Source organism: Candidatus Harpocratesius sp. (assembly GCF_054039255.1).
On record NZ_JBPLBG010000028.1, the window covers coordinates 1 to 22,467 of the forward strand.

Genomic DNA, 22,467 nt, shown 5'->3' on the forward strand with positions numbered 1-22,467 from the left:
TCAACCTCTCCTTCTCCCGGGCTTAAATGACCGACAAAAAACTTTTTGGGATAGGCGGCGGAAGTGGGAGGCTGAATTGGCAAAAAAGCGAAAAAACTTATAATTCTAAGATCTTAAAATACACTCATTTGTGAAGATTTTTTAATTGCCGCTAAATAAGCACCTTCCAAAAACATTTGATTTATTTCATCATCTTCGATTAAATGTTTTTGGAATAAGATTTTTTTACCTTCGTTTGTATAAATCGAGATTGCTTTAGCAAAAACACTTTTTTCGATATTCTCACCTGTAAGCAATGAATACAGTTTGACAAAAGCATCTGTCATTCCAAACCCTGTTTTTGCACTGATTTCCATAATTTCAAAATTATCAATCTCAGTTAAATTAAATTTACGAATAATTTTAGCCATTGTTGAATCTTTATTTAAATCAATTTTATTCGCCATAATCAGTAAATTTATTTTATTTTTCATAATTGCAGGTAAGATTTTGTTTAACTCTTCTTTTGCTTCATTATATCGATCAACATCATGGGTATCAATTACAAATACTACGCATTTTGCATTTTTTATTTCTCCTAACCACATTTCTCGAAAATCGCTTTGGCCTCCCATATCGAAAATAGCTATTCTGGTACCTTGCACTTCGATCTCTTTCAACTTTTTGCCCATAGTTGGTGTATGTTTTATAAATGTTCCTGTTTGCAGAAATGAAATAATTGTAGATTTGCCTGAATTATCCAAACCGCAAAAAACTGCTTTGTTATTACTTTTTTTCAAAAATGAGAATATTCCCATTAAAACAACTCCTAATACTTTTAATGAAGTTAATTCCAATCTTTATTTATATATAATGAATTGGAAATCTTCTTAGAATTTACATTAGATCTTTTATAATAAATAAAAAAATGTCAATGTAGCATCTTGATAAAGTTAGTATTTCTAATATTTTCTATTAAATATAGTTAAAATGCTAAAATTTGATGATAATTTGTACACTAAAATGAAGATTTATAATTTATTTATAAAATCTATTTGCATTTTCAAAATATATTTTTTTTAGTGTTGTTTGAGAAAGATTAAGTCCATTTAATATTGTTTTATTATTATTCTCTGGATCTGGAAAAGGTAATGGAATATTCCTTGAATTTGTTTCAAATAATACATGAAATGTTAGATACCGAGTAAGAAAATAAGCTTCAGGTGTATTATCACGTGTCCATCCAAAACTTAAATCTGTTCCGAAAAGAATACGATCAGAATAATGTTCGATGAAATTTTTAGAATCTTCAACCTTTTGTGAAAGTTCGCGCCCAATCCATCGAGCTGAACTTGTATCAATTAATAAATTAGAATATTTATCCAACCAGTTTGCAAGTTTATGAAGATTTTCAGGTTGACCACCAAAATGGGCTACTTGAAATTGAATTTTTGGATAATTTTTAAGAATTTCTTCAAAATCTGTTAAATGATCTGATTTTGAACCATATCTTGATTCTGGTTGATATTTTTTTTCATACCATAAATCAGGATCAGAAATGTGAATTAATAATTTTAGTTTTAATTCTTCAAGTTTCTCAAAAATAGGTTGAAATATTGGGCTTGAAAGTTTGAATTTTTCTATTTTTTTTTCTGAAATTCCGAATTCTTTTAAAACAAAGTCTCTCCAACGTGGTGCAAACCATAATTTAACAATTTGATATCCTTTGCTGTATATTTCATCGAACATATCAGTGATGCTTTGTCTATCTTCTTCAAATAACTTTTTACTATCCAAAAATCGAATTGGAATAAACCGATCGGGATATGTATTCTCTAGCTTGTGAATAATGTCTCTGTCTACGATCGCAGCTATTTTAGTTATATTATTTGCATCTGCTACTTTAAGAACTTCATCAAAATTTGTAAAATTGTTATCAACACTGAGGTAAATATGTGTATGAGCATCAAATTTTGGACCCTTGTATTTTTGTTCAAGATTTAAGTTTTTCCATTCAGATGGCATTAAACGAGATACATATTGCTCAATTGTATTCATATTTTTCACCGATATATTATTATAACAAAATATTTTGGCCAGGTACTTGCCATGGACGATAAATCTGTTCATAATCCGAAAATAGCGCGTTTTTTCCATTATTGATGAATAAATCAATCCAATGAAAGACTGAAGTCTGTCCATATTTTTCTTTTCGCACTTTTCCAAAAAAATTTGCACTAAAAACTGGAATTATATTTCTGCGTATAAATGATGGTATTTCAGTGTTCGTTGAAGCATTATCGCAGATTTTCTCCAGTTGATTGAAATAATTATTTATCGAATAAAGTAAATTAAGATTTTCCTGTCTTCTACTTTTATATAATGATTTGTCTTCGCTTTTCTTTGTTAATTTCTTATACTTTCCGACTGATTTCATAAGTGCTTTTATTGTATCATGAAACGATGGGATGATTTTCATTTGCGATTCAAGTGAACGAGTCCATGGAGTATGTAATGTAATTTTATTATAATAATAAATTATTGGAAGGTTTAAATCATTTTTAAAATGCTGGAGAAGGGGAAGATCATGCATATAATATCGAGTTTCTCCTGTTCCTGCTATATGAATTTGTGGTTGAATTGTTGCTGATACTAAATACTGTCTTGAGTCAACACGTGGACTAAGTTTGTTTTGCCACTCAGATAAATCGGGATGATGGGGATTAAATTCTAATTGAATTCTTTGTTTACATTTCTCACATGTTCCAAAAATTTCCCATACATTTGAAGAAACTGTAGTTTTTCGCAAATGCAGTTCTATTCGGTGTTTATTACATTCAAGAGTATCGCATGAAACAAAAAAGGGAACAAAATCGCGTGAAATTGGTCGAAATGGAGATCTAAATCCATAAGATTCAAGTAATTCCAAAACATGGATATATGATTTGATGTATTTATCTTGATCACGAAGAATTGATTCATAGTGAGGAAGGAATATTCTTTGCAAACGCGAATCATTTGCATTTACAAAAACCATGCCGTAATCCCCAATTATATTAATTAAAACTCCTATGATTCGTCCAAACCATTCTGAGTATGGAAACTTCTCATTAAAAGATGAAGATGTTTGATGATAAGTCGTTTGTAAAATTTGAATAGCAGATTCCATGCGTTCTTCCCAAAGTTGTCGTTGAAAATGGTTTTCTGCAGCTGATTGAAAGGAAAATTTCATTGTTGTTCGTATGTTTTCTAAGATTTCTTGAAATTCCTTCTCTGAAGGAAGTGGAAGAGATGCAATACTTGTCCCATTGTAATGATTTTCTATGTGTTTTGGGATTTTTAATGTTCTACCTGTGACAGAATTAATAACTGGAATCATTGTTCGAGTTAGTTCTTTGTGAACTTTATCATAATCTGCAATAAAAAGAAAGGGAAGAAATACAGAATTATGTTGGTTTAAATTTGTTGATCTTGAATATTTTGCAAGAATTCCTCCGCATGCAAGTTTATTTAAAAGAAATCTTTCACCTCCCAAAAATTTGGGTTGATGTCCAATTTCAATACTCCTTCCTGATTCTATATAATTTTCTATGTTAAATTTTACTGATTCTGTCCAAACTCCCAGTTTTTTGGTCGTATCTGTGAAAATACTTGCTAATTGTGCCCGTAGTTCTGTAGATCTATCGGAGTTCATTATTTTTGATGAAAGTTGCAAACAGCTGTGAAATGACTGAGGAATATATCTATCAAGATGAAGATTTCTATACAAATCTCCCCATTTCTTTACTGCATCATCTGGGTTTTGTGCAAATGAAGTATAGAGTATAAGGGGGTCAAATGGTGTCATTAATATTACCTAGAATTAATTACTTTTACATTGTGGGCAAATTTCACAAGTTGGAGAGCATGTATTATATTTCAAACAAGAACAAATTTCTTTTTTCTTCTTTCTTTTTTCTTTTATTAAATTTGTCCCATTTATTTTTAAATTATATGAAAATCTTGAAGAGATGTTTGATTTGAATATTCGATCAACCATAATGTGGATTTTTTGTTGGATTATTTTAAAATTTGAAGCTGAAATACTGCTTAAGGAATTATATAAATGTTGATATAAGTCAATTAAATGCGAAAAATTGATAATTTGATTATTTTGATGTGTCTGATGAGAATTAATCAATATTTGAATTATTTTCCAATACCGAGATAAACGCTCCTCTGCCTGTGCAAAAATAAATCGTTTACTTCTTTCTTTTGTTTGAATTGTTTCTCTGTTTTTATATATTAAAGGTACTGCTATTTCTTGAATTTTCCAGCCAGAATAATACCCTTTTATCATCATTTCAAGTGGCATTTCATATCCTGTTAATGTCAATTGCAGTTTGCTTAAAGAATCAACTCTGTGTGCTTTCATTCCGCAAAAACTATCTGTTAATGGCAGACCATATTGATTTAATATCGCTGTAATTATTGTATTTACTAAAAAGCGATCTTTCCATGGTGTCTGCCAGAAAAGTTCTGGATTTTTGTAGCGAGTTCCAGAAAAAAGATGGATATCTTGACCTGCATCGCGAATAGCAAGATAAAATTCTTCAAGAAAATCTGTTTCATGCTGTCCATCCATATCAAATGTGATTACCCACTGGTACATATGTTTTTGTGCATAATGAAATCCTACTTTTAGCGTATAACCATAACCTCTATTTATTTGGTTAAAAATTACCTTGATTCTATTGTTACCAGTAGGTCTTTCTTTCCAATCTAAGAGCAATATTTTACTTTTATCTTGTGATCCATCATCTATTATCAGAACATCTAACTTTTGCTTATACAACTGCTCAAATCTTGTTTGAAGGTTTTTAATTTGATTCAAACTTTGAATAATCATATCTTCTTCGTTATAACATGGAATTACTATTAAGATTTTCAGAATTTCCCTTTTTTTTTTCATTTTCTCTTCCTAAAGTTGGTTTAAAATGAATATTTGAAATTTCAATAATTAAAATATGAAATAACATATTATATTGGTCAAAGGTGGAAATTTATCCTTTGAATGCGTTATAAAGAAAGTTACATTATCGTCCTTTATTTATATTCGGATTTTCGGTTAAAATCGATTTCCTAAAAAAGCTAAATTTCATCAAAATTCACCAAATTTCATAAAAATTCATCAAAATTCATCAAAATTCGCCAAATTTCATAAAATTTCATCATTAGCTAAAAAAATGATATATGATAATAAAAAAATGCTATTGATAAATGTAGGTTCGTTCTTTGCTTCTTGTTTTCTTGTTCCTTTTTTAATAAAACTTTAAATTATCTTGTTCTTTAGTTCAATCGATTCCAATGTTATGGACTACTCGAAATTATGTACATGTTGATCGTGTTGCTTGTCCTTGGTTAATTCGTCGATTTGTGGATATAAATGCGCAGTTTGTTTTTCTTCCACGTGATGAAATCATGGAATTCGTTGAAAAAACAGGCGCTATTCCATTTGATACTGCAGGTACTGGTGTTGAACTAGATCATTATGAAGAAAATGGTGTGAAATACTGCACTTTTGATGCCATTTGTAAAAAATACAATTTATCTGAGGACAAAGCATTAGCTGAAGTGCAGAAAATTGTGAGAGCAGCAGATACTTCAGGAGGATTGGAAAGAGTACCAATGGCTTGGCTCCTTGAAGTAGTTGCTAGTGGAACGCCATTATTATGTAATTCAGACCATGAAGCTTTGGAAAAGGAATTCCCTGTATATGATGCACTTTATACATTTTTCCAAAGAGAAATTATATACGAACAATATAAGGATGAGATTTCTGCTTTTAAATCGCGCGGTGAACGACGTGAATTTATAAAGAAGAAAATTAAAGAATTTCCCTCAAAGATATTAAAATAGTTATTAAAAAATCTATGTAACTTTTTACCTTTTTTTATTCATTCTTTGCAATTTGTAAAGGAAGTACAATAGAAAAGGTGGTTCCTTCGTTCACTTTACTTTCTACTTTTATCATTCCTCCATGATTCTTCACTATTGAATAGCACAAGGCTAAACCCAACCCGTGCCCTGTTTTCTTTGTTGTAAAATATGGATCAAATATTTTTTCAATTATATCTGGGGCAATACCATTCATTCAACAATTTATCAACTCAATGCAGAGTAGTTCACCTTCAATATTTAGAGATAAAACATAAATTCTTACAAAGAAAACACTTTATTATCAATATAAAATAAAGAAAATGACTAAAAATGTTAAAAGATAAGTTGAAGAAAGAATATAGAGAACTTTTAACTAAAATCTTCGGTTCTGATGTTGTTAGTTTTTATCTCAACTCAGAATCTGATCAAATTGATAAAACTAATAACGAAATTGAAGCTTTTTGGAAAAACTACGTACGATTTACTCCGATAAATATAAAAAATAGTAAAGGAAAAACTATACTAGAGTTAAAGGGATGTGGGAACTGTATCTCAGCAAAGCGTTTTGTTTTACAGCAAGAATTCCCAGGATGGGTTTCGAATCTTGACAATATTAATTATATTATTATTGGAAAAGAAATTTCCCAAAAAGTAAAAACACATACTCATATTGCTTATGAGTACTTTCCTTCCAGTGTAAAATGTAGAAATAGAAATAGAAATATCACTCCAATCTCAGGAAAATTAGATCTATTTTTCAAAGATATTTTAAAATCTGCTTATATCACGGATATTGCAAAATGTCTTTGCACAGATAAAAAATATGCACGAACTAATTGTGCTTCATATCTAAAAGAAGAAATCAAGATTCTTCATGAATTAAACCCAAATATTATGATAATCATTCAAGGAATTGGTAACTCGGTGTGGGTTAATTTGGGTGAAGAGTTTGCTCTATCTGAAAAAGAAGAAGTTGAAAAAGATGATAATAACAATCGAATTTTACGTTTGAGATATATAGAGAATTTAAAAATACCAGTTATTATTTTCCCTCACTCAAGCAATCAAAACCAACACCAATGGAAATATCTTAGAGAAAATAAAGCTTATATTCAATCAAGAATTCGAGAATTTTTACTAAAATCTGATCTCAAAGGTGTTCATATGATTTTAGGTGATTAATTTAATGGGAATTATTGATATATATACAAAATGGTAGAATAATCAAGGAAATTGAAGAAAAAGGAATAATGATTGATCAATAGAAGCGCAACAATGCTCGTACAATCAATAATCATTACAGCTGAATAATTTGGAATTCTATTTAAAAAATAATTACAATTTTTTCCTCTTTGTTTCTAACTTTTATTTTACAATCATATATCGACCAGATTTTATCAAAACAGATAGATGCACAGGGAAAAATGGTCAAATTTGTCGCTATTATTAATGAACGAATAAGTTAGAAAATTACAAACAAATAATCAGAGTTATGTTATATTAAATTACATGAATAATTGCGAGATAATTACTGGTTTATTGAATGTAATTTGAGCTCCTATAATATTAAATGGGTGAATATTTTGTAATTGAAGTGATTTAAGAGTTGGAAATTTCATGCTATTCATCTTTAAATTTGTTTGATTATATAGTATTATTAAGAACTTTAAAAAATTTGATATTAATTTGTGATAATCTATGGGAAGAAATTATTTAGAGATGAATGAAGATAAAGCATATCTACTATATCTAATTTCTATAGGAGAAATTCAAGGAAATATCAAACTGGTTAAACTAATTTTTTTTATTAATTTGGAAGCGAAAAAACTAAGATCTATTGGCAAAGTTTTCCATTATGATTTTGTAAAATGGCATAACGGCCCATATTCTAAGTGGATTCAAAATGATGTTGAGTCTTTGATTAACGGTGGATTGATTGAAAAAAAAGAAAAGAATTTATATCGAATTACAGAGGAAGGTAAATATCTTCTTAAGGATTTATCAAACAACTTAAATCAAGATAAATTAAATTTGATTTCAGATATTCATTCAAGAATTAATTCTATGAAAACACCAGATGTTCTTGAAAAAGTTTATAATTTAGATGAAGTTAAAAACAAAAAATTTGGGGAATCAATTCTCTTATCTCGATGAAAATCAATGAAAGAACTATCTGAAATTAAAATTAGGACTGAAATAAGAATTACATCCCAAATTCAGTTAAATGGACTGTTTAAAAGCTTACATCAACTAGATCCCATCTATTTCACTCCCGAATACTTCTCATTTTTTCAATACAATAGTTCTTCTCGAATCAATTATGATAAGGATTCAGAAAAAAAGGGATTAAAGAAAGATATTAAGTTTCAAACTAAATTAGATTTAGCTCGAAATGAAAATCATTTTTTTGTTTATCCTTTATCACCAGAAAATCATAATCCCTTTGAAAATAATGAAATATCTAAGGATTTCTCTTTTTTATCTTTAATATTTGATGAGTTAGCGGACAATAACCTAATAAATTCTTTGATTGAAATCCTTACTACGATAAAGAACCATTTCTGGCGTTTCCAAGAAAATGCTAGATGGGAGAATATACAAAAATTAATTACTGAGAGTCAAAAGATTGGGTTCAATCCAGTTGGTGTAATATGTGTAAATAACAATTTTCAAAACCTTCGTATATTTTTCTTTAATTTTGAAGAGAAATTTCAAGTAAAAACCTACAAAATTATTGATATGAATCCAAAATCAACAAATATTACTCAAAAAGAGTGTCTAAAACCTGTCAACCTTACAAATATCTCTTTCCCAAATTTAATCAAATCAATTAACATGTATGAAAATATTAATAAATGGCGTTTTTATTTGTGGGGTGAAAAAGATTTTGAAATAACATTCAAAAACAAAAATCCTCAAAAAGATACTCCAATTTTAAATTTTATCGCAAATTTATTGAATAATAATAATTTTAATGCTTATTTGGAATCTGATATTCAGCAAATTAATAATTTCCAAATTAATATTCATCTAAATTTCGATGTTTTAGCCTATAATCATGAAAAAATTAAATGTATTGAGTGTAAACAAAAATTTGATGAAGAAAAAAAAGATAAAGAATCCAATTTTTTAAAATTCCTTGGAAGAGTCATGTTATTTCATGAAATTCTTCAATCAAATGGATGTGATCTTAAAATCCAAGGGTATTTTTTAACAACAGGAAAAAAGCCTATAGATTGGAAATATTCAGAAAGAAATTTGGAAATTGTAATCATTTCAAATGAAGAAATGGATGAGATCTTTTCTTTCGATTTTTTAAATTAGTGTTATAATTAAAATCTATTATTTTTGGTTATTTTATTAATCGTAATGGGTTGAGATAACTTAACTCTTAATATAAATTCAGAGTGAATAATAAAATATTCAATAATCACATTAATTTGGAGATCATACAAGAAATGTAATGAAAAAGGTTATTTTATTTTTATAATGACTCCTGAAGTTCCCATTAATGTGGTTTTTCCAATTCCTTTAACTCCAATTAAGCATATTCTCCTTTTTTTTCCTTTTCCTTTTTTCTTTTTTATATTCATTATATCATTTTAAATACAATTCATTTTTATTTTTTCCCTCTTTCATCTGATTAGAAAATCTTGAATAATTCATCTTGATTTCTAAATTTTATTATCATATTTTACCAATATCTTTCCATAAGTTCCATTCCAATAAATTAATACAGTTCTAAAGTTGGAAATAATAGATCTACATTTTACGCCATAAATCGGTGTACTTATCAAAAATTGTTCATCAAGCTCTTTACAAAGTTATTCGCACATAATGCCAATCTAACATCCCTCTATTATATCTGATTGGATATATTGAATCGATCATATCTCAAAATGCAATTTCAATCACCCATCATTTTCGTTATCAAAACTTATTCGCACCTAATATAATATTCACCGAAAAAAAAATTACTTATTTATCTTCCAAGTGCGAATAAGTTTAAAATTCACTGATTCTTGAAAATTCCTTCCATCTATAAAATTATTTGCACCTAATTAAAATTCAGATTAAAGCCGTAAACATCTATACCAATAAAATTCTTATTATATAACTTTATTACGATCGATTTTTCGTAAACTTTTTTATAGATTACCAATTAATATCCATAAGAATTCTCTTTCAGATAAGAAACTCTATTGAAAGAGTATTTTATGTAAAAAAAATAAAAAATTTAGCTCTGTAGTGTAGTGGCCAAGCATGGCGGGCCTTGACCCCGCTGACCGAGGTTCGAATCCTCGCAGAGCTACTAATTTTCATTCTCATAGTTTATGTTAAATAAATTTTCCAAATTTTGCATTTTCGATGAATATTAAAACGAAGGGCCTACTAATTCACACTATTTTTTTACTCCTTTTCACATAAATTTCTCACACTAAGAGTTTTAATAAAGGAGATTTACGTATCATTCTATTCAAGAAATTTGATTGGAAATAATGATTAAAAGTCAAACTAAATAATATTAATGGATTTTTTGACAAATGATGAATGCTTGAATTTTTTGCTCAATCGTTTCTGATGTTTTGATCTTGAAAATAATAATAATGAATTTGAACCAATCAACTAAGTTTTAGAGCCTATGTTGTCTATCTAGCACATTTTGAAATTTTTTGCTTAAATGAGTCATTAAACTGGAAGAAATTGAATAATCATTTGCAATATTGGTAAAATTATTTTGAGAAGGAAACAAATTCGCAATAATTTCCTCTAAATACATTTGAACAATGCTTTTGATGAATAAACTTGAATAAACAGTAAATTGTTTCCCATGTTTTGCATTATTTAGGAAAGAACATTTGGATTTCGACATTGATAGCTTTGTTCGCAAGTTTTTCCTCGCTTTTTTGTTCTATCTTCTCCAACTAGGGGAGATTGACAAATAGGACAACATATTTGAATTGATTTTAGAACAATCTGGTCATTATTATCAGATTCTATCACAAAATCATGATATTTTTTTGTAACGGGCATTTTAAGGCGAGTTATTATAATTGTCCAAAACAGGTGTGAAACTTAAACTTTATGGAAATCTCTAATTAAGCATTTCTGAATGAATATATATCGTTTATCTAGTAAATTAATGCGCATAGTAAACAGATGAATAGATAGGTCGAAATAAATTTACGATTTGGAAATAAAATTGAAAAAATTAAAAGAGCCTCAAATTTTAAAATTCATCAATTAAAGATATCGATAAATAATGTTACTACCCTCCATTATATTTAAATTCTGTAATTTTCTTTCTTCTAAACCCTCACTTTTCAAAATTTTCAGCAATCATTCTGAACTTTTTGTAATTATTTGTGTATGAGTCAGCATAAAATGGAAAAGAGATAATTAATTGATAGATTCGTTTTTTATTGGGCTGATAGTAAAATCTATTTATAGATAAAGTTGAGAAAATTTCTGAAAATATATTAAGTGCTTTAGAATCACTTGAGGATTTTATTAATTTCTTAATATTTGTTGTCAAAATAGATGGTCTTTTATAACTAAATTCGAATGCACCATCTGAATTATAACCTTGATTTATGATTGTTCCATTCCAGTTTCTAATTTGAGGGATAATCATTTGATTAAACATCATTTTATAGTCTTGTCTGAAATTTTCTCTATCAATAATTAAGCTTAATCCTGCAGAATAAAAATCAGGAGTATTTATCTCTTTTACTTTTGAAACAAGATCAAATCCTGCTTTTATAGTTTTATAAGAACTTATAGCAAATGTAATGGGATTTGACATTGATGCAAATAATTCTACAGATTTCTTAGCAAATTCTTTTGCGCTTTGTCCAATTCTATATACTCTTCTTAAAATATTTCCTGTTTTCCAAAGGGTCAAAACTCTATCAGAATCAGGGATTGTCTTTTTAATATTAGAGATTATATTATTTACCATTGGTTTTGCAGGAGACTGTAGGGATCCTACAACATTATATTCGAAACCTCGCATTGCGCCACCCAAATCTCTTTTAAGTTTCCAATCATCACTAAGACTTACTTTACGACCATCAATTATTACTGAACTATCTCTTCCAATGAAGTCAAACATTTCATTATTACTGAACTTTCTAATTAATTTTCTCATTTCTATCATTATATTGGTATATTTTTTGCAAATTAATTTTGGTAAAAAAAACTTATTCGCACCTAATACAGTGATTCATAAAAAAACAATAAATTCAAAATTAGGTGTTAATAATTTCTTTTAAAGATTCATACGATGGTCTTTTTTCTTCTCTTATAAAGGAACGGTTTGCTTTATTTCTACTATATAATTTTTTTTTCAAAAAAACAGATCTACTTCCGGATTTTATTGATAGAGGGAAAGAAATCTCATATCTTCAAAAAAAAGAACTCGCGGACTATAATTTATGTGAAAAAAAGCACACATATTACAATCCTGCAAGTTTAACAAAAATAGGCCAACCTTTAAAACAAAATAACGTAACCTTGAAAATTTTCGGTTTTAGGTCCATAAAAAAGCAAGAAAATCAAGAGATCCAAGAGATCCAAGAGATCCAAGAGATCCAAGAGAAACAAGAGAAGCAAGAGAAACAAGAGAAGCAAGAGAAACAAGAGAAACAAGAACTTCAAAAAAATAAGGAAAAAGAAACGTGTGAGTTTTGTAGATGAAATTACTAGAATCGACAACAGTGGTGCTTGATGGTGTATTTGTGGTTTTTGTGATATCGGGATCTTCTCATTGATATATATACATATGGGCATATATGAGGATAAATAGGGTCAAGAATAAGAGCAGAAGGCTACGGAAAAAGATTAATTTGAATATTAGAAAGATAAATATTTAGAAGAATATGCTATCATAATATATAATGCATATTTCAGCCATGTATTATAGATAATTGTGCTGATGACCAAAAAAAGAGAAATATCCCAGTAGATTAAGCTTAGAAATATAATAATCGAAAAGATTGTAAATTTTTAGCACAATGAAAAGGTTACTTAAAATTAATGTCAAAAATTTTATAATCTCACAATTGCATGTATAAGTTATGTAATATTTATGTGCGTTTTTTCTGCACATATTGCAGAATAATTTTAATAAAAAAATTATGAATGAAAAGCAACAAATGAAAAACAACAAATGAAAAGCAACAAATGAAAAACAACAAATGAAAAACAACAAATGAAAAGCAACAAACAAATGCGGTAAAAGAAGATGATAATGGCTGATGCGTGAATTTAATGAAATCTGGATAATCAATGAAGCAGGTTTGGTGTTATATCATACAGTTAATAATACTACAACTGAATCTGTGGAATTATTTGGGGGATTTCTAACAGCTATTAATCAGTTTACCGAATTTACTTCAAAACAAAGTATAAGTTCTTTGAACCTTGGAGAGAAATTTTTGGTATTTTATAGAAATCTTGAAACAAAAATAATTATAATTGGTTTGACTGAATCAATTCAAAAAGAGAAGCATCTTCGGAATATTCTAAAGTCACTCTATAAAATTTTTGAAAAGCGATTTAGCAAAAAGATGTTAAAAGGATTTAATGGTGGAAATATTGAGCAATTTGATATATATTCAAAGGATGTAGATGAATTTTTTTCTGATAAAACACATGTAATCGATGGAATTTGGTAATGTGCTGCACTTTTATGTTATTTGTGAAATTAAGTGCTAAAAAGTTTTTCAAAATGTTATAAGGTATGCATAAAATTAACATGTACTTTTTTAAAATATATTAAATAAAGAAATGAATAATTTTCTGGAAAGTGCAAAATCATGAATATAATATATGCAATAGGGTTTTTAATAATCGGCTTAATGTTTATAATAATTGATGGGCAGTTAATATTAAAATATGTGAAGAATAACAACCTTCTAAGCCTTTACTTGATTGCCTTCTTCACTTCTGCTGGTATTGGTTGGATAACTTTGTTTTTCACCTTAATTTTCGAAATTGAAAATATCGTTTTTCAAATTGCATTTTTGATCAGTGTAATTAGTATATTGCTACTATTTTTATTTTCAAGTAAAGTACTCGAATTAAAATTGTGGATTAAAATTACAGTTACAATAGGGGTAATTATCATAACTATTGTGCATTACATTGTTCCACAGTATCATTTATTCACAATCTTGGCAACAATTATTACAATAATGACTGTCTGGTTATTTTTATTGATATTTAGAAGGCGGTCTGATTATAAAAGTTTAGGGATGGGAATTGGTTTATTCTTAATCTTAGTGGGAGAATCAATTCAACATTTTTCAGAAACATCTAGGACAATTGCAGGCTTAATTATGATTTTAAGTGCGCTTACTTTTGGATTTGGATTTTTTGGAGTTTTAGAGAAAATAGGTAAAAAATTAGCCAAAAAATCAGCCAAAAAATCAAAATAAAAAATAATTTTTACGTGTTTATGATTTTAAAGCGAATATAAATGCTTTCTTTTTTTAAAGATCTTTATTAATAAAAATTACTATAATAATGATAGAATGCCTGAATTTGATCTACATTTCTTTAAGGAAATATTACCACAATTAATTCGTGAAGACGATGCTGTAAAGGGTGCAATAATAACTGCTTTATCTGGTGTAATTGCAACACGCGAAGATATTCAAGATCTTATGACTGAAATGGATCAACGCTTTGAAAAAATGGATCAACGCTTTGAGAAAATGGAAACGTATATTGCAGATTTAATTACCTCTATGAACAAAAAATTCGATCAGCAATCAGAATTACTGAAATCGCTAAAATTGGATATCGCTCGTATTGAATCTAAAGAGGGAAGAGCAATTGAAATCTTAACAAGAGATTTGCTTAAGGCAACTTTAAAATTGAAAAATATTAATCCAGAAACTATTGAATCAGTTACATTGATAGATAAAGAAGGTGTTGTTTTTTATCCTGGATATCGAACTGATATTGACATTATTATGGAAAATGGGGATATATGTTTAATTGAGCTTAAAGCAACTGGTAACGCAGATGATATTGCTCATTTTCTGCAAAATGTGAAACTATACTCTTACATTTACAAGAAAACTCCTACTAAATTGATTTTTGCTGCAATACGGATTAATTCTGAACTTATTCGAATAGCAGAAGAGCAAAATATCAAGTTATTATGGGGAGAAATCCTTGATTTATAATATATACAAAATTAAAAGATAAAGAAAAATAATGTTAATGATCTTTATTAGGAAATTTAAATATATGATTCCATTTTTTTTTAAATAAATCATCTTCTTCACTTTTTCTAAGAGTATCTGGAAGTAATTGTGGAATCGCATCAAAAACTGGAAACCAACGATTGCATTTTGGACAAACAATTACAGCATCTTCAATTTCTAAATGATATTTATAGAGATTTAAAAATTCTAAATCTGGAAGAATTGTTTTAATAATTAGGTGAATTTCTTCTTTTTGCTTTATCTTTCTTAATGCATCTTCCAATTTTGACTTAATTTTTGACCTGATAAAGTTTAATAATTTTTCTCCTTCTTTAAAGCCAAGATCATGCACCACATCTAATTCTTGTATTTTTTCTAATAGTTTTTGAAGGTACTCATCGAATGGAATAGGTTTAATTATGAGATCATCATAAATCATCCATTTTCCTGTAGAATTTGATTGTTCAAAATGAATCGGGCTTTTCATATCTTCAAAAAGGACATTTCCTGAAGAATAATTTTGCAACAAGTTTTTGATTTTTAAGTGTGTTGATTCTGGATTATTCCAAGAAAGGATTGAAAATTCCAACGGATAACTTTTATCAATAGGACATGCTAAAATTTCTAGAAGCCATAATTTCATAAGTTCAAAATTGTAAAGATTACCAAAAAGAAAAAGATTATTCAAAAAGAAAAAAAAAATTAAAAAGGAAAAAGATTATTAAAAAAGAAAGAGAATCTTAAAAAATAAAAATGTGAACAAAAATAGAATAATCAAATAAAAAACAATATCAATTGAATAAAATAAAGCAAAAATAGATAAGTACATAAGTAAAAAGGAAAAATCGAAAAAAAAAAGAAATAAGAATAATTTTTATTTTATAATAGATAGCTTCGTAATTCATTAATATTGCGATCGATCTTACGCTGAGCACTTTCTAATTTTTTCTCAAAGTCTCGAGATAATTTATCATATGCTGCTTTTGAAGGTAATTTTCCTTTACGATAGCGGTTGTTAAGGTTCCTAATACTATCTTTTAATGAAATCTTCTCTGCTTCTAAATAATCTAGTTTTTGTATAACATTGGCAACTGCAGTAGCAGATTCAAGTAATTCCTTTTTGAAGGGTAAAAGTTCTTCTTCAAGCTTTTTCAATTTCGTATTTAATGTTTTTTCTTCCCGAACATAAGCTTTTTTCTGAACTTTTCGTTTCAGGTAATTCTTTTCTAGTGAATCTAATTCTATAGTGATAGCGTTCTTTTCTTCATAAAGGGAAACAAATTCTTGAAGTTCTTTAATAGGAATTGATGTGGCACTGATAACAATATCTTCTGTCTTTTCTCTTCGTGATGCACTAATCACATATAATGATCCAATTGCAATGAAGAGTAGGCTGAAGATAATTGCGCGATCAATCATTAAAAAGCCATTGATTTTATATGTAACATCAAAATGAAAATTATGATAAGGAGTAATATATGTATCTGTTGTTTCAATGACAATTCCTTCTGCAGTTTCAACAATTTGCTCTGTATCTAAACTAATTCGTTCAATATGTCTTGCATTTTCAAGTTCTACTCTTGTATTGACTTTAATGGTTAGATAATTAGTTTTCAAAGGATAGAGATCGATTGCAAAGTTCTTTTCTCCAAAATGATTTGAAAAGTATTTATTAAAATCTAAATAATAAGAGATTGTATAATCCATTTTCTGACCATATTGAAGAGGTGCTCTGTTTATAATAAATTGAACTGTAATATCTACCATTCCTTTAGAATTTGTGGTACTCGCAGGTTTTATTTCTTTTATATCACCTAAATCATCATAGACTTTCAAATTTGAATAACCTTCAGGTAAAGAAAATTTAAGTTCAGTGACATAACCATTTGTAAAGCTTTGGATTTGATGATTTTCAACAACTCGAATATAACCCCATGGATTTACAGTAATTGTTCTATCGATCTGGTTTATTTGGATAATTTTTGCTTCACTATCAGTAAAAATAATAGTGTTATAAATATCTGAATAAGGATTTGCACTTCCAGGATAAAATTTATGTACGTTTGCCAAATCTCCATCTAGAGGTCCAACATAATTCGAATTATCAGATACTTGAACATTTTGTGCTGTAGTTGGAACGTGAGCTTCACTTTCATATGTATCTATGTAAAATGGAGAGCGTGGAGCTAATTGAAGATAAACAACAAAGCGTCCAAAGGTACTTTGATAATTAATGAATCCTTTAATGCTAATCTTAATATTGATGACTATTTCAGAATAAGGTTTTAAAGGTTCAGTCAATAAAACTTCAAGAATATTAGTTTGATTAAGCTTTAAATTGGACATTTGAGCCGTAAGTGGGCCCATGTTTTGATCATATGCTTGGTAGTAAATTAGTTCTTCAGCTTCTTGTTCTGTAAGTCCGATAGGAAGACTGAAATGAGTGTTTGGGCCATCATTTACGAATATATATGAATCTTCATAGGTGATAAATCCACTTTCATTTATAGAAATTATTCGTGTGAAATTTCTGATATAGATATTAGAATCAACCCCGGTGGCACTTAAAGGTGCATTTATTATATTTTGGGCACTTGGTTGCTGCTCGTATAATGTAGATCCCGTGGTAATAAACGGGGTCAAGAAGAGAAGCAGAAGGCCACCGAAAAAGACAAATTTAAAGAGTGTTTTTTGTCGCAACATGCTTGGTATACCTTTTATTTCTGCGATTAATAATCTAAGAGTGATAATTTACGCGTTTAAATAAAAGAGATGGTTCATTTTTTTTTTTAAGGTGCGAATTAGTTTTTCCCACTTCACTCAAATTTTTTGCATTCACAATGGATCAAATCAAAAGTTTTTTTTTAAGGATTCCATTCAAATAATTAATGGCTAAAAAATCTAATCGTAGTTCGAGAAGTAAACGAAGATCAAGTGAAACTCCAATGCCTTCAGGTGGAGCAGGATTAATCCGTTTTTATCAAGATGCTTCAAATGGTATTAAGTTTTCACCAGTTACCACTCTCGTATTGGCAGGAGTATTAGTTGTCGTTGTAATACTTATGCATGTAGGCGTATTCAGTTGGTTATTCTAAATTAAGATCAACTAAAATTAATTTTGTCTTATAAACGAGTTCATATTTATTTTAACCTTTTTTCCTACATTTCATTACTTTATTTCTAAGTATAAGGCTGATTACTAAAAAAATCTTCATTTTAAAAAAGTCTTCAGATAAAATCTTTAATGAAATCTTGTTTTATCTTACCTAAGTAGATGGATATCGAAGAATTTCAGAAATTAATGAAAGATCTTTACTTTCATTTTGACTCGCAGCGTGGACTTCATAGAACTGCATTATGGTTGGGTGAAGAAATCGGAGAATTAATGGCTGAATTGAAAAAAGCACCAAAATTTATAAATAAATTAGCAGTTGCCGAAGAATTAGCTGATATTTTAGCGTGGAGTGCGTCTCTTGCAAATTTATTGGATATTTCATTAGATCAAGCAGTTTTCAAGAAATATCCTGGTTATTGTCTAAAATGTGGTAAGAATCCATGCCAATGTCATAAAAATCTTTCATCGTTATAACTATATGATAATTATTGAAATTGTATCAATTATAGTAATTTTTGTAATTATGCTAATAATCCGTAAATTTGCTAATTGTGTAAATTGTGTAAATTGTGGTAATTGTGATAAATGTAGTGATTATGGCAATTGTAGCGTCGACTTATTTCATTAAAATGAACGATTTATACAGCTACGCTCATTTCTTTAATTATATCTAAATAGATTGTATTAAATTTAAGAAATGAATAAATATAATATGAATCATCTAGTAATACCTAATCGAATGAAGCAAATATTATATAAGGGTATGGTGTGTTGGCTTTTTACACTTATTTTTTTTGGAATATTTCCTTTTCAAATAATATCCGCTCCTAATAATCATGATTCTCTGAAACTTAATTCTAAATTTGCTTCATTTTCATTATTGAATTTCCAATCTCATGCTTATGATATTTATTCATCATATAGTATGAATATAATAACCAAACCTTCAATTCTCTCACAAGAAAACAATCTAGACATAAATAAAAGCCTCGTCATTCCTGTTGGAGACAGAATTTTATTTCAACCATATTATTGGAAAGTTCCTGATGATGGTTTATGGTGGCAGGTAATTGAAAATCATGTATCTGAATGGAAAAGCAACTTGGGAATCGATGGACTCTGGTTACCCCCAGCTCAAAAGACTCCATTTGGTGATACTTCTACATATGGCTATGAACCTTATGATTATTATGATTTGGGTGAATTCATGCAAAAAGAGCGCGTACGAACGCGATACGGAACCAGAACTGCTTTGGAATCTCTAATTCAAACTGCAAATAATATAGATGTTGGTGTTATTGCAGATATTGTCATTAATCATAATAATGGAGGATGGCTTGAATATAATGCATTTACTGGGGAAGATACCTATACTGATTTTATGCATGTTGCGAGTGGTCGCTTTTTACGGAATTATACTCATTTTTATCCATGTATATATGGGCAACAAGATAATTTAGCATGGGGAAATCTACCTGATTTATGCCATCTTCACCCTTATGTGCATGATGAACTACTAAAATATGGAGATTGGTTAAGAGATGAGATTGGTTATGATGGATGGCGATTTGATGTAGCTTATGGAGTTGCACCTTCGATGATTGAAGATTGGGCAACTTATGTGGGAGGTTTTTCTGTTTCTGAATTTTGGAATGGTATTCCAATTACAAGTCAAGAAATTGATGATGCCTTGAATTCTGTGGGCTATTCTACCTTCGGATTTGATTTTCCGCTTATGTATGAATTTCGTGATATGGTAATGGAAAATGGAAGCTATGATATGCGTAATTTATTGTCAAAAGGTTTGATGCACCTACGCCCAAATAACACCATTACTTTTGTCGCAAATCATGACACACATAAAGATGATAGTGATAAAGTTCCATATCATCGGGAGTTAGGTTATGCTTATATTTTAATGCATGAATCCTACCCTATGATCTTTTGGAAAGATTATTATGATTTTAATTATTATTGGCATATTCGCACCTTATGTGAAATTCGCCAGCAATTTGCTCGGGGAACTACATCTGTGCTTTATTCTGATCCTGATTTATATATTATGCAGAGAAATGGTGATCCTGGGCTAATACTTGCATTAAACGATGCACCTACAACATGGAAAACTGTTTCTGTAAAATCAAAATGGCGTGATACTCGACTTTATGATTTGACTGGTCAAGCTCCAGCTGTTGACGTTCAAAATGATGGATTTGTGAATCTTTCAGTTCCTCCAATGGGATATGCCATTTTTTCAAACTATTCTACGATTCGTAGCGTAAATCCAATTCTGGATCATGCTAATTTCCACTCTTTCACTAATATCTCAAAGGCTACAATTACAATAGATGGTCAATATGATTATAATTGGTGGAAACCTGTTTATTTTGATGAAGATGGTGATGCTGGTTATCGACAAGTTGATTTAAATCGCGTTTATATAACAAACGATGATGAGAATCTCTATCTTGGGGTGGGAATTGGTACTTTAGAGTGGATGGGAGATCCAATTCATTTAATTTTCAGTTTTAACACGAAACCTGGAGGTAATCGTGAAGATCCTGGAATGCACTCTGGGATTTCTTTTACTGGGAATGATTTACCTGATGAAATTTATTATGCAGTATTAGATAATCGAAGTATACCCGGATATCTTAAACATGTAGAAAATATTACTCATTACAGCTGGACAGGAGAAACTTGGCAGAATAGAGGCATTGTTGAACAGACTCGATTTGCTACTAATCCTTATATGGGCTTTATAGAATTTAAAATTCCTTTAGACGAACTTTCACTCGAAAATGGTGGTGATTTTCAAATGATTGTGTATTCAAGTGTTAAAGGACGATATGGAGCGATGGATACATCTCCTCAAAATTCTGAGATTGATTCTAGTGGTGATAGTTTTTCTTGGTTAACGATGCCTGAACCTCTTAATATTCATGTCTTATCTGAAAACAATAGTCAAATTCCTTCAAATACTTCAACAACAGATTCAGATGGAACAAAATCAGATGATACTGATGATAATTTATCAACACACAAGATTTCAGGATACTCTTTTAAATCCTTCATGTTTTTGACGATATTTCTCGGTATCACCGCAATTTTAATAAAATCCATCTCATATCGATATTATAATAAAAAATGTAATAATACAAATTTGCAATAATACTTTTTTTTATTATAATTTCTATGACATTTTTTTTAACTTGAAAAATTATTGACTTTCATCACTTTCATCTCATCAATTAAATATATTAGTATGTTCACCTAAATATCTTAAAAATCAATAATAAATTTTAAAAAGAAATAAAAAAATGCATGTTTTAAAAGATAATCAAATCATTAGCTCGCTTGATTTGCTTTTGCGATTGCTTTTTCTTCAGCTTTTATTTTTTTCTCAAACTCCTTAATCTTACTCTTTTGCTCTTTAATTAAATTGTTTAATTCTTTGTTTAAGGATTTTTCAACAGTGTCTTGTTCTTTAGAAAGTTCTTTTTTAGCAGTTTCATATGCTTTCAGCGAAGTTTTATGCGCTTCTTTCGCAGCTTGATATTCTTCTTTTGCTTTTTTTAATGCTTCCATCGCACGTTCTAATGCTTCTTTCTTGGAATTCATGTCAGTTTCAAGATTTTGAACTTCTTTACCTTGACTATTTTCAATTTCGTCTAACTTATTTTTTACTTCTGTTGTTGCTACTTCTTGTTTCTTTGCATATTCTTCCTTTAATGCTGAAATTTTTTCTTCTACTTTTTTTATTTCAGCTTGATAATCTTCAATATTTTTTTGACTCATGATTTTTTCATTCCTTCGTTTTTTTTTATTAAAAGCTTAAGTTTACAAGTTAATTAATTTTTTTAATCTTTATATTGCATTTCATTTGAAAATTACTCCGACATAATTTATTTTATTTGTAAAATCAAATTATCTCCTAAAATAGCCCTGTTTTTCAATAGTATATCTTTTTATTCATACCTTTAGTCTATTTTTCCAATAAAATATCCTTTACCCTAACTATAATTTTTATTTTTTATAAAATATACAATCTAAAGCGATTTAAAGGAATATATTTATATATATCTTTACCCTAACTATATATAATGACTTATCTTGTTCGAAAAAAAATCAAAGGAAAAAACTACCTTTATTTAGAGAAAAGGAAATGGATTAATGGTAGTTCACGACGAACTTGGCAGAAATATTTGGGTCCAGAAGATAGCATTGATCAAACAG

General features: G+C 28.7%; 22 protein-coding genes and 1 tRNA gene. 12 read left to right on the forward strand and 11 right to left on the reverse strand.

Features of this window, described 5'->3' with window-relative positions:
* Nucleotides 1–113: 113 nt before the first annotated feature.
* The 4 genes from ACXLDF_RS05155 to ACXLDF_RS05170 all read right to left on the reverse strand — a co-directional run bounded on the left by ACXLDF_RS05155 (nucleotide 114) and on the right by ACXLDF_RS05170 (nucleotide 4,930).
* Nucleotides 114–797, reverse strand: a complete 684-nt coding sequence (locus tag ACXLDF_RS05155) for an ADP-ribosylation factor-like protein (RefSeq protein ID WP_457557427.1) — start codon at nucleotides 795–797, stop codon at nucleotides 114–116.
* 220 nt (nucleotides 798–1,017) lie between these two features.
* On the reverse strand, nucleotides 1,018–2,037 hold the full coding sequence (locus ACXLDF_RS05160) for an amidohydrolase family protein (RefSeq protein ID WP_457557428.1): 1,020 nt from the start codon (nucleotides 2,035–2,037) through the stop codon (nucleotides 1,018–1,020).
* Nucleotides 2,038–2,056: 19 nt separating this feature from the next.
* Entirely contained in the window at nucleotides 2,057–3,826 is a 1,770-nt protein-coding gene (bshC, locus tag ACXLDF_RS05165) for a bacillithiol biosynthesis protein BshC (protein WP_457557429.1), read from the reverse strand.
* 15 nt (nucleotides 3,827–3,841) lie between these two features.
* Nucleotides 3,842–4,930 carry a glycosyltransferase family 2 protein gene (locus tag ACXLDF_RS05170; RefSeq protein ID WP_457557430.1) on the reverse strand — a complete coding sequence of 363 codons (1,089 nt, stop codon included), beginning with the start codon at nucleotides 4,928–4,930 and terminating at the stop codon, nucleotides 3,842–3,844.
* Between the two features lie 395 nt (nucleotides 4,931–5,325).
* Here ACXLDF_RS05170 and ACXLDF_RS05175 point away from each other — a divergent pair, with 395 nt between their 5' ends.
* Nucleotides 5,326–5,877: a chromate resistance protein ChrB domain-containing protein gene (locus tag ACXLDF_RS05175; protein ID WP_457557431.1), complete on the forward strand. Its 552-nt coding sequence runs from the start codon at nucleotides 5,326–5,328 to the stop codon at nucleotides 5,875–5,877.
* 34 nt (nucleotides 5,878–5,911) lie between these two features.
* Here ACXLDF_RS05175 and ACXLDF_RS05180 read toward each other — a convergent pair whose 3' ends face one another.
* The gene (locus ACXLDF_RS05180) at nucleotides 5,912–6,112 is read right to left on the reverse strand and encodes an ATP-binding protein (protein ID WP_457557432.1); all 201 of its coding nucleotides are present in this window, start codon (nucleotides 6,110–6,112) and stop codon (nucleotides 5,912–5,914) included.
* Nucleotides 6,113–6,228: 116 nt separating this feature from the next.
* Here ACXLDF_RS05180 and ACXLDF_RS05185 point away from each other — a divergent pair, with 116 nt between their 5' ends.
* From ACXLDF_RS05185 to ACXLDF_RS05200, 4 genes are all read left to right on the forward strand, one after another.
* Complete coding sequence (locus ACXLDF_RS05185) at nucleotides 6,229–7,080, forward strand: hypothetical protein (RefSeq protein ID WP_457557433.1); 852 nt, start codon at nucleotides 6,229–6,231, stop codon at nucleotides 7,078–7,080.
* Between the two features lie 516 nt (nucleotides 7,081–7,596).
* Complete coding sequence (locus ACXLDF_RS05190) at nucleotides 7,597–8,052, forward strand: hypothetical protein (protein WP_457557434.1); 456 nt, start codon at nucleotides 7,597–7,599, stop codon at nucleotides 8,050–8,052.
* Nucleotides 8,053–8,058: 6 nt separating this feature from the next.
* Nucleotides 8,059–9,222, forward strand: a complete 1,164-nt coding sequence (locus tag ACXLDF_RS05195; protein ID WP_457557435.1) for a hypothetical protein — start codon at nucleotides 8,059–8,061, stop codon at nucleotides 9,220–9,222.
* A gap of 915 nt (nucleotides 9,223–10,137) precedes the next feature.
* Nucleotides 10,138–10,210 (forward strand) — tRNA-Gln (locus ACXLDF_RS05200).
* A gap of 321 nt (nucleotides 10,211–10,531) precedes the next feature.
* On the opposite strand, the gene ACXLDF_RS05205 is transcribed toward ACXLDF_RS05200, so the two are convergent.
* The 3 genes from ACXLDF_RS05205 to ACXLDF_RS05215 form a co-directional block, all read right to left on the reverse strand.
* Complete coding sequence (locus tag ACXLDF_RS05205) at nucleotides 10,532–10,771, reverse strand: hypothetical protein (RefSeq protein WP_457557436.1); 240 nt, start codon at nucleotides 10,769–10,771, stop codon at nucleotides 10,532–10,534.
* Entirely contained in the window at nucleotides 10,744–10,932 is a 189-nt protein-coding gene (locus tag ACXLDF_RS05210) for a hypothetical protein (RefSeq protein ID WP_457557437.1), read from the reverse strand. Before ACXLDF_RS05210 ends, ACXLDF_RS05205 begins: the two co-directional genes overlap by 28 nt.
* Nucleotides 10,933–11,215: 283 nt before the next feature.
* On the reverse strand, nucleotides 11,216–12,013 hold the full coding sequence (locus tag ACXLDF_RS05215) for a hypothetical protein (RefSeq protein ID WP_457557438.1): 798 nt from the start codon (nucleotides 12,011–12,013) through the stop codon (nucleotides 11,216–11,218).
* Nucleotides 12,014–12,153: 140 nt separating this feature from the next.
* Here ACXLDF_RS05215 and ACXLDF_RS05220 point away from each other — a divergent pair, with 140 nt between their 5' ends.
* From ACXLDF_RS05220 to ACXLDF_RS05235, 4 genes are all read left to right on the forward strand, one after another.
* Entirely contained in the window at nucleotides 12,154–12,597 is a 444-nt protein-coding gene (locus tag ACXLDF_RS05220) for a hypothetical protein (protein ID WP_457557439.1), read from the forward strand.
* A 560-nt stretch (nucleotides 12,598–13,157) separates the two neighbouring features.
* Nucleotides 13,158–13,577, forward strand: a complete 420-nt coding sequence (locus tag ACXLDF_RS05225) for a hypothetical protein (protein ID WP_457557440.1) — start codon at nucleotides 13,158–13,160, stop codon at nucleotides 13,575–13,577.
* Between the two features lie 141 nt (nucleotides 13,578–13,718).
* A complete protein-coding gene (locus tag ACXLDF_RS05230; RefSeq protein ID WP_457557441.1) occupies nucleotides 13,719–14,339 on the forward strand; it encodes a hypothetical protein in 621 nt (206 codons plus the stop codon).
* 96 nt (nucleotides 14,340–14,435) lie between these two features.
* A complete protein-coding gene (locus ACXLDF_RS05235; protein WP_457557442.1) occupies nucleotides 14,436–15,095 on the forward strand; it encodes a hypothetical protein in 660 nt (219 codons plus the stop codon).
* A 34-nt stretch (nucleotides 15,096–15,129) separates the two neighbouring features.
* On the opposite strand, the gene ACXLDF_RS05240 is transcribed toward ACXLDF_RS05235, so the two are convergent.
* Together ACXLDF_RS05240 and ACXLDF_RS05245 are read right to left on the reverse strand one after the other, a co-directional pair.
* Nucleotides 15,130–15,759, reverse strand: coding sequence for a Trm112 family protein (locus ACXLDF_RS05240; protein WP_457557443.1), 630 nt, complete (start codon nucleotides 15,757–15,759; stop codon nucleotides 15,130–15,132).
* A gap of 236 nt (nucleotides 15,760–15,995) precedes the next feature.
* Nucleotides 15,996–17,819: a hypothetical protein gene (locus ACXLDF_RS05245; RefSeq protein ID WP_457557444.1), complete on the reverse strand. Its 1,824-nt coding sequence runs from the start codon at nucleotides 17,817–17,819 to the stop codon at nucleotides 15,996–15,998.
* A 185-nt stretch (nucleotides 17,820–18,004) separates the two neighbouring features.
* On the opposite strand from ACXLDF_RS05245, the gene ACXLDF_RS05250 reads away from it, so the two are divergent.
* The 3 genes from ACXLDF_RS05250 (at nucleotide 18,005) to ACXLDF_RS05260 (ending at nucleotide 21,403) form a co-directional block, all read left to right on the forward strand.
* Complete coding sequence (locus ACXLDF_RS05250; protein ID WP_457557445.1) at nucleotides 18,005–18,211, forward strand: preprotein translocase subunit Sec61beta; 207 nt, start codon at nucleotides 18,005–18,007, stop codon at nucleotides 18,209–18,211.
* Between the two features lie 179 nt (nucleotides 18,212–18,390).
* Nucleotides 18,391–18,705 carry a MazG nucleotide pyrophosphohydrolase domain-containing protein gene (locus tag ACXLDF_RS05255; RefSeq protein WP_457557446.1) on the forward strand — a complete coding sequence of 105 codons (315 nt, stop codon included), beginning with the start codon at nucleotides 18,391–18,393 and terminating at the stop codon, nucleotides 18,703–18,705.
* Between the two features lie 238 nt (nucleotides 18,706–18,943).
* On the forward strand, nucleotides 18,944–21,403 hold the full coding sequence (locus tag ACXLDF_RS05260) for an alpha-amylase domain-containing protein (protein WP_457557447.1): 2,460 nt from the start codon (nucleotides 18,944–18,946) through the stop codon (nucleotides 21,401–21,403).
* Between the two features lie 176 nt (nucleotides 21,404–21,579).
* Here the strand turns inward: ACXLDF_RS05260 and ACXLDF_RS05265 are convergent, their stop codons facing one another.
* Nucleotides 21,580–22,029, reverse strand: coding sequence for a hypothetical protein (locus ACXLDF_RS05265; protein WP_457557448.1), 450 nt, complete (start codon nucleotides 22,027–22,029; stop codon nucleotides 21,580–21,582).
* Nucleotides 22,030–22,467: the final 438 nt, after the last annotated feature.

Excerpts from the sequence above, each read along its gene's own strand:
- ACXLDF_RS05160 (WP_457557428.1), bottom strand. The coding sequence starts at position 2,037 with ATGAATACAATTGAGCAATATGTATCTCGTTTAATGCCATCTGAATGG.
- ACXLDF_RS05155 (WP_457557427.1), bottom strand. The coding sequence starts at position 797 with ATGGGAATATTCTCATTTTTGAAAAAAAGTAATAACAAAGCAGTTTTT.
- ACXLDF_RS05235 (WP_457557442.1), top strand. The coding sequence starts at position 14,436 with ATGCCTGAATTTGATCTACATTTCTTTAAGGAAATATTACCACAATTA.
- ACXLDF_RS05190 (WP_457557434.1), top strand. The coding sequence starts at position 7,597 with ATGGGAAGAAATTATTTAGAGATGAATGAAGATAAAGCATATCTACTA.
- ACXLDF_RS05260 (WP_457557447.1), top strand. The coding sequence starts at position 18,944 with ATGAATCATCTAGTAATACCTAATCGAATGAAGCAAATATTATATAAG.
- ACXLDF_RS05230 (WP_457557441.1), top strand. The coding sequence starts at position 13,719 with ATGAATATAATATATGCAATAGGGTTTTTAATAATCGGCTTAATGTTT.
- ACXLDF_RS05215 (WP_457557438.1), bottom strand. The coding sequence starts at position 12,013 with ATGTTTGACTTCATTGGAAGAGATAGTTCAGTAATAATTGATGGTCGT.
- ACXLDF_RS05245 (WP_457557444.1), bottom strand. The coding sequence starts at position 17,819 with ATGTTGCGACAAAAAACACTCTTTAAATTTGTCTTTTTCGGTGGCCTT.
- ACXLDF_RS05195 (WP_457557435.1), top strand. The coding sequence starts at position 8,059 with ATGAAAGAACTATCTGAAATTAAAATTAGGACTGAAATAAGAATTACA.
- ACXLDF_RS05210 (WP_457557437.1), bottom strand. The coding sequence starts at position 10,932 with ATGCCCGTTACAAAAAAATATCATGATTTTGTGATAGAATCTGATAAT.
- ACXLDF_RS05225 (WP_457557440.1), top strand. The coding sequence starts at position 13,158 with ATGCGTGAATTTAATGAAATCTGGATAATCAATGAAGCAGGTTTGGTG.
- ACXLDF_RS05240 (WP_457557443.1), bottom strand. The coding sequence starts at position 15,759 with ATGAAATTATGGCTTCTAGAAATTTTAGCATGTCCTATTGATAAAAGT.
- ACXLDF_RS05250 (WP_457557445.1), top strand. The coding sequence starts at position 18,005 with ATGGCTAAAAAATCTAATCGTAGTTCGAGAAGTAAACGAAGATCAAGT.
- bshC (WP_457557429.1), bottom strand. The coding sequence starts at position 3,826 with ATGACACCATTTGACCCCCTTATACTCTATACTTCATTTGCACAAAAC.
- ACXLDF_RS05175 (WP_457557431.1), top strand. The coding sequence starts at position 5,326 with ATGTTATGGACTACTCGAAATTATGTACATGTTGATCGTGTTGCTTGT.
- ACXLDF_RS05180 (WP_457557432.1), bottom strand. The coding sequence starts at position 6,112 with ATGAATGGTATTGCCCCAGATATAATTGAAAAAATATTTGATCCATAT.
- ACXLDF_RS05205 (WP_457557436.1), bottom strand. The coding sequence starts at position 10,771 with ATGTCGAAATCCAAATGTTCTTTCCTAAATAATGCAAAACATGGGAAA.
- ACXLDF_RS05265 (WP_457557448.1), bottom strand. The coding sequence starts at position 22,029 with ATGAGTCAAAAAAATATTGAAGATTATCAAGCTGAAATAAAAAAAGTA.
- ACXLDF_RS05185 (WP_457557433.1), top strand. The coding sequence starts at position 6,229 with ATGTTAAAAGATAAGTTGAAGAAAGAATATAGAGAACTTTTAACTAAA.
- ACXLDF_RS05170 (WP_457557430.1), bottom strand. The coding sequence starts at position 4,930 with ATGAAAAAAAAAAGGGAAATTCTGAAAATCTTAATAGTAATTCCATGT.
- ACXLDF_RS05255 (WP_457557446.1), top strand. The coding sequence starts at position 18,391 with ATGGATATCGAAGAATTTCAGAAATTAATGAAAGATCTTTACTTTCAT.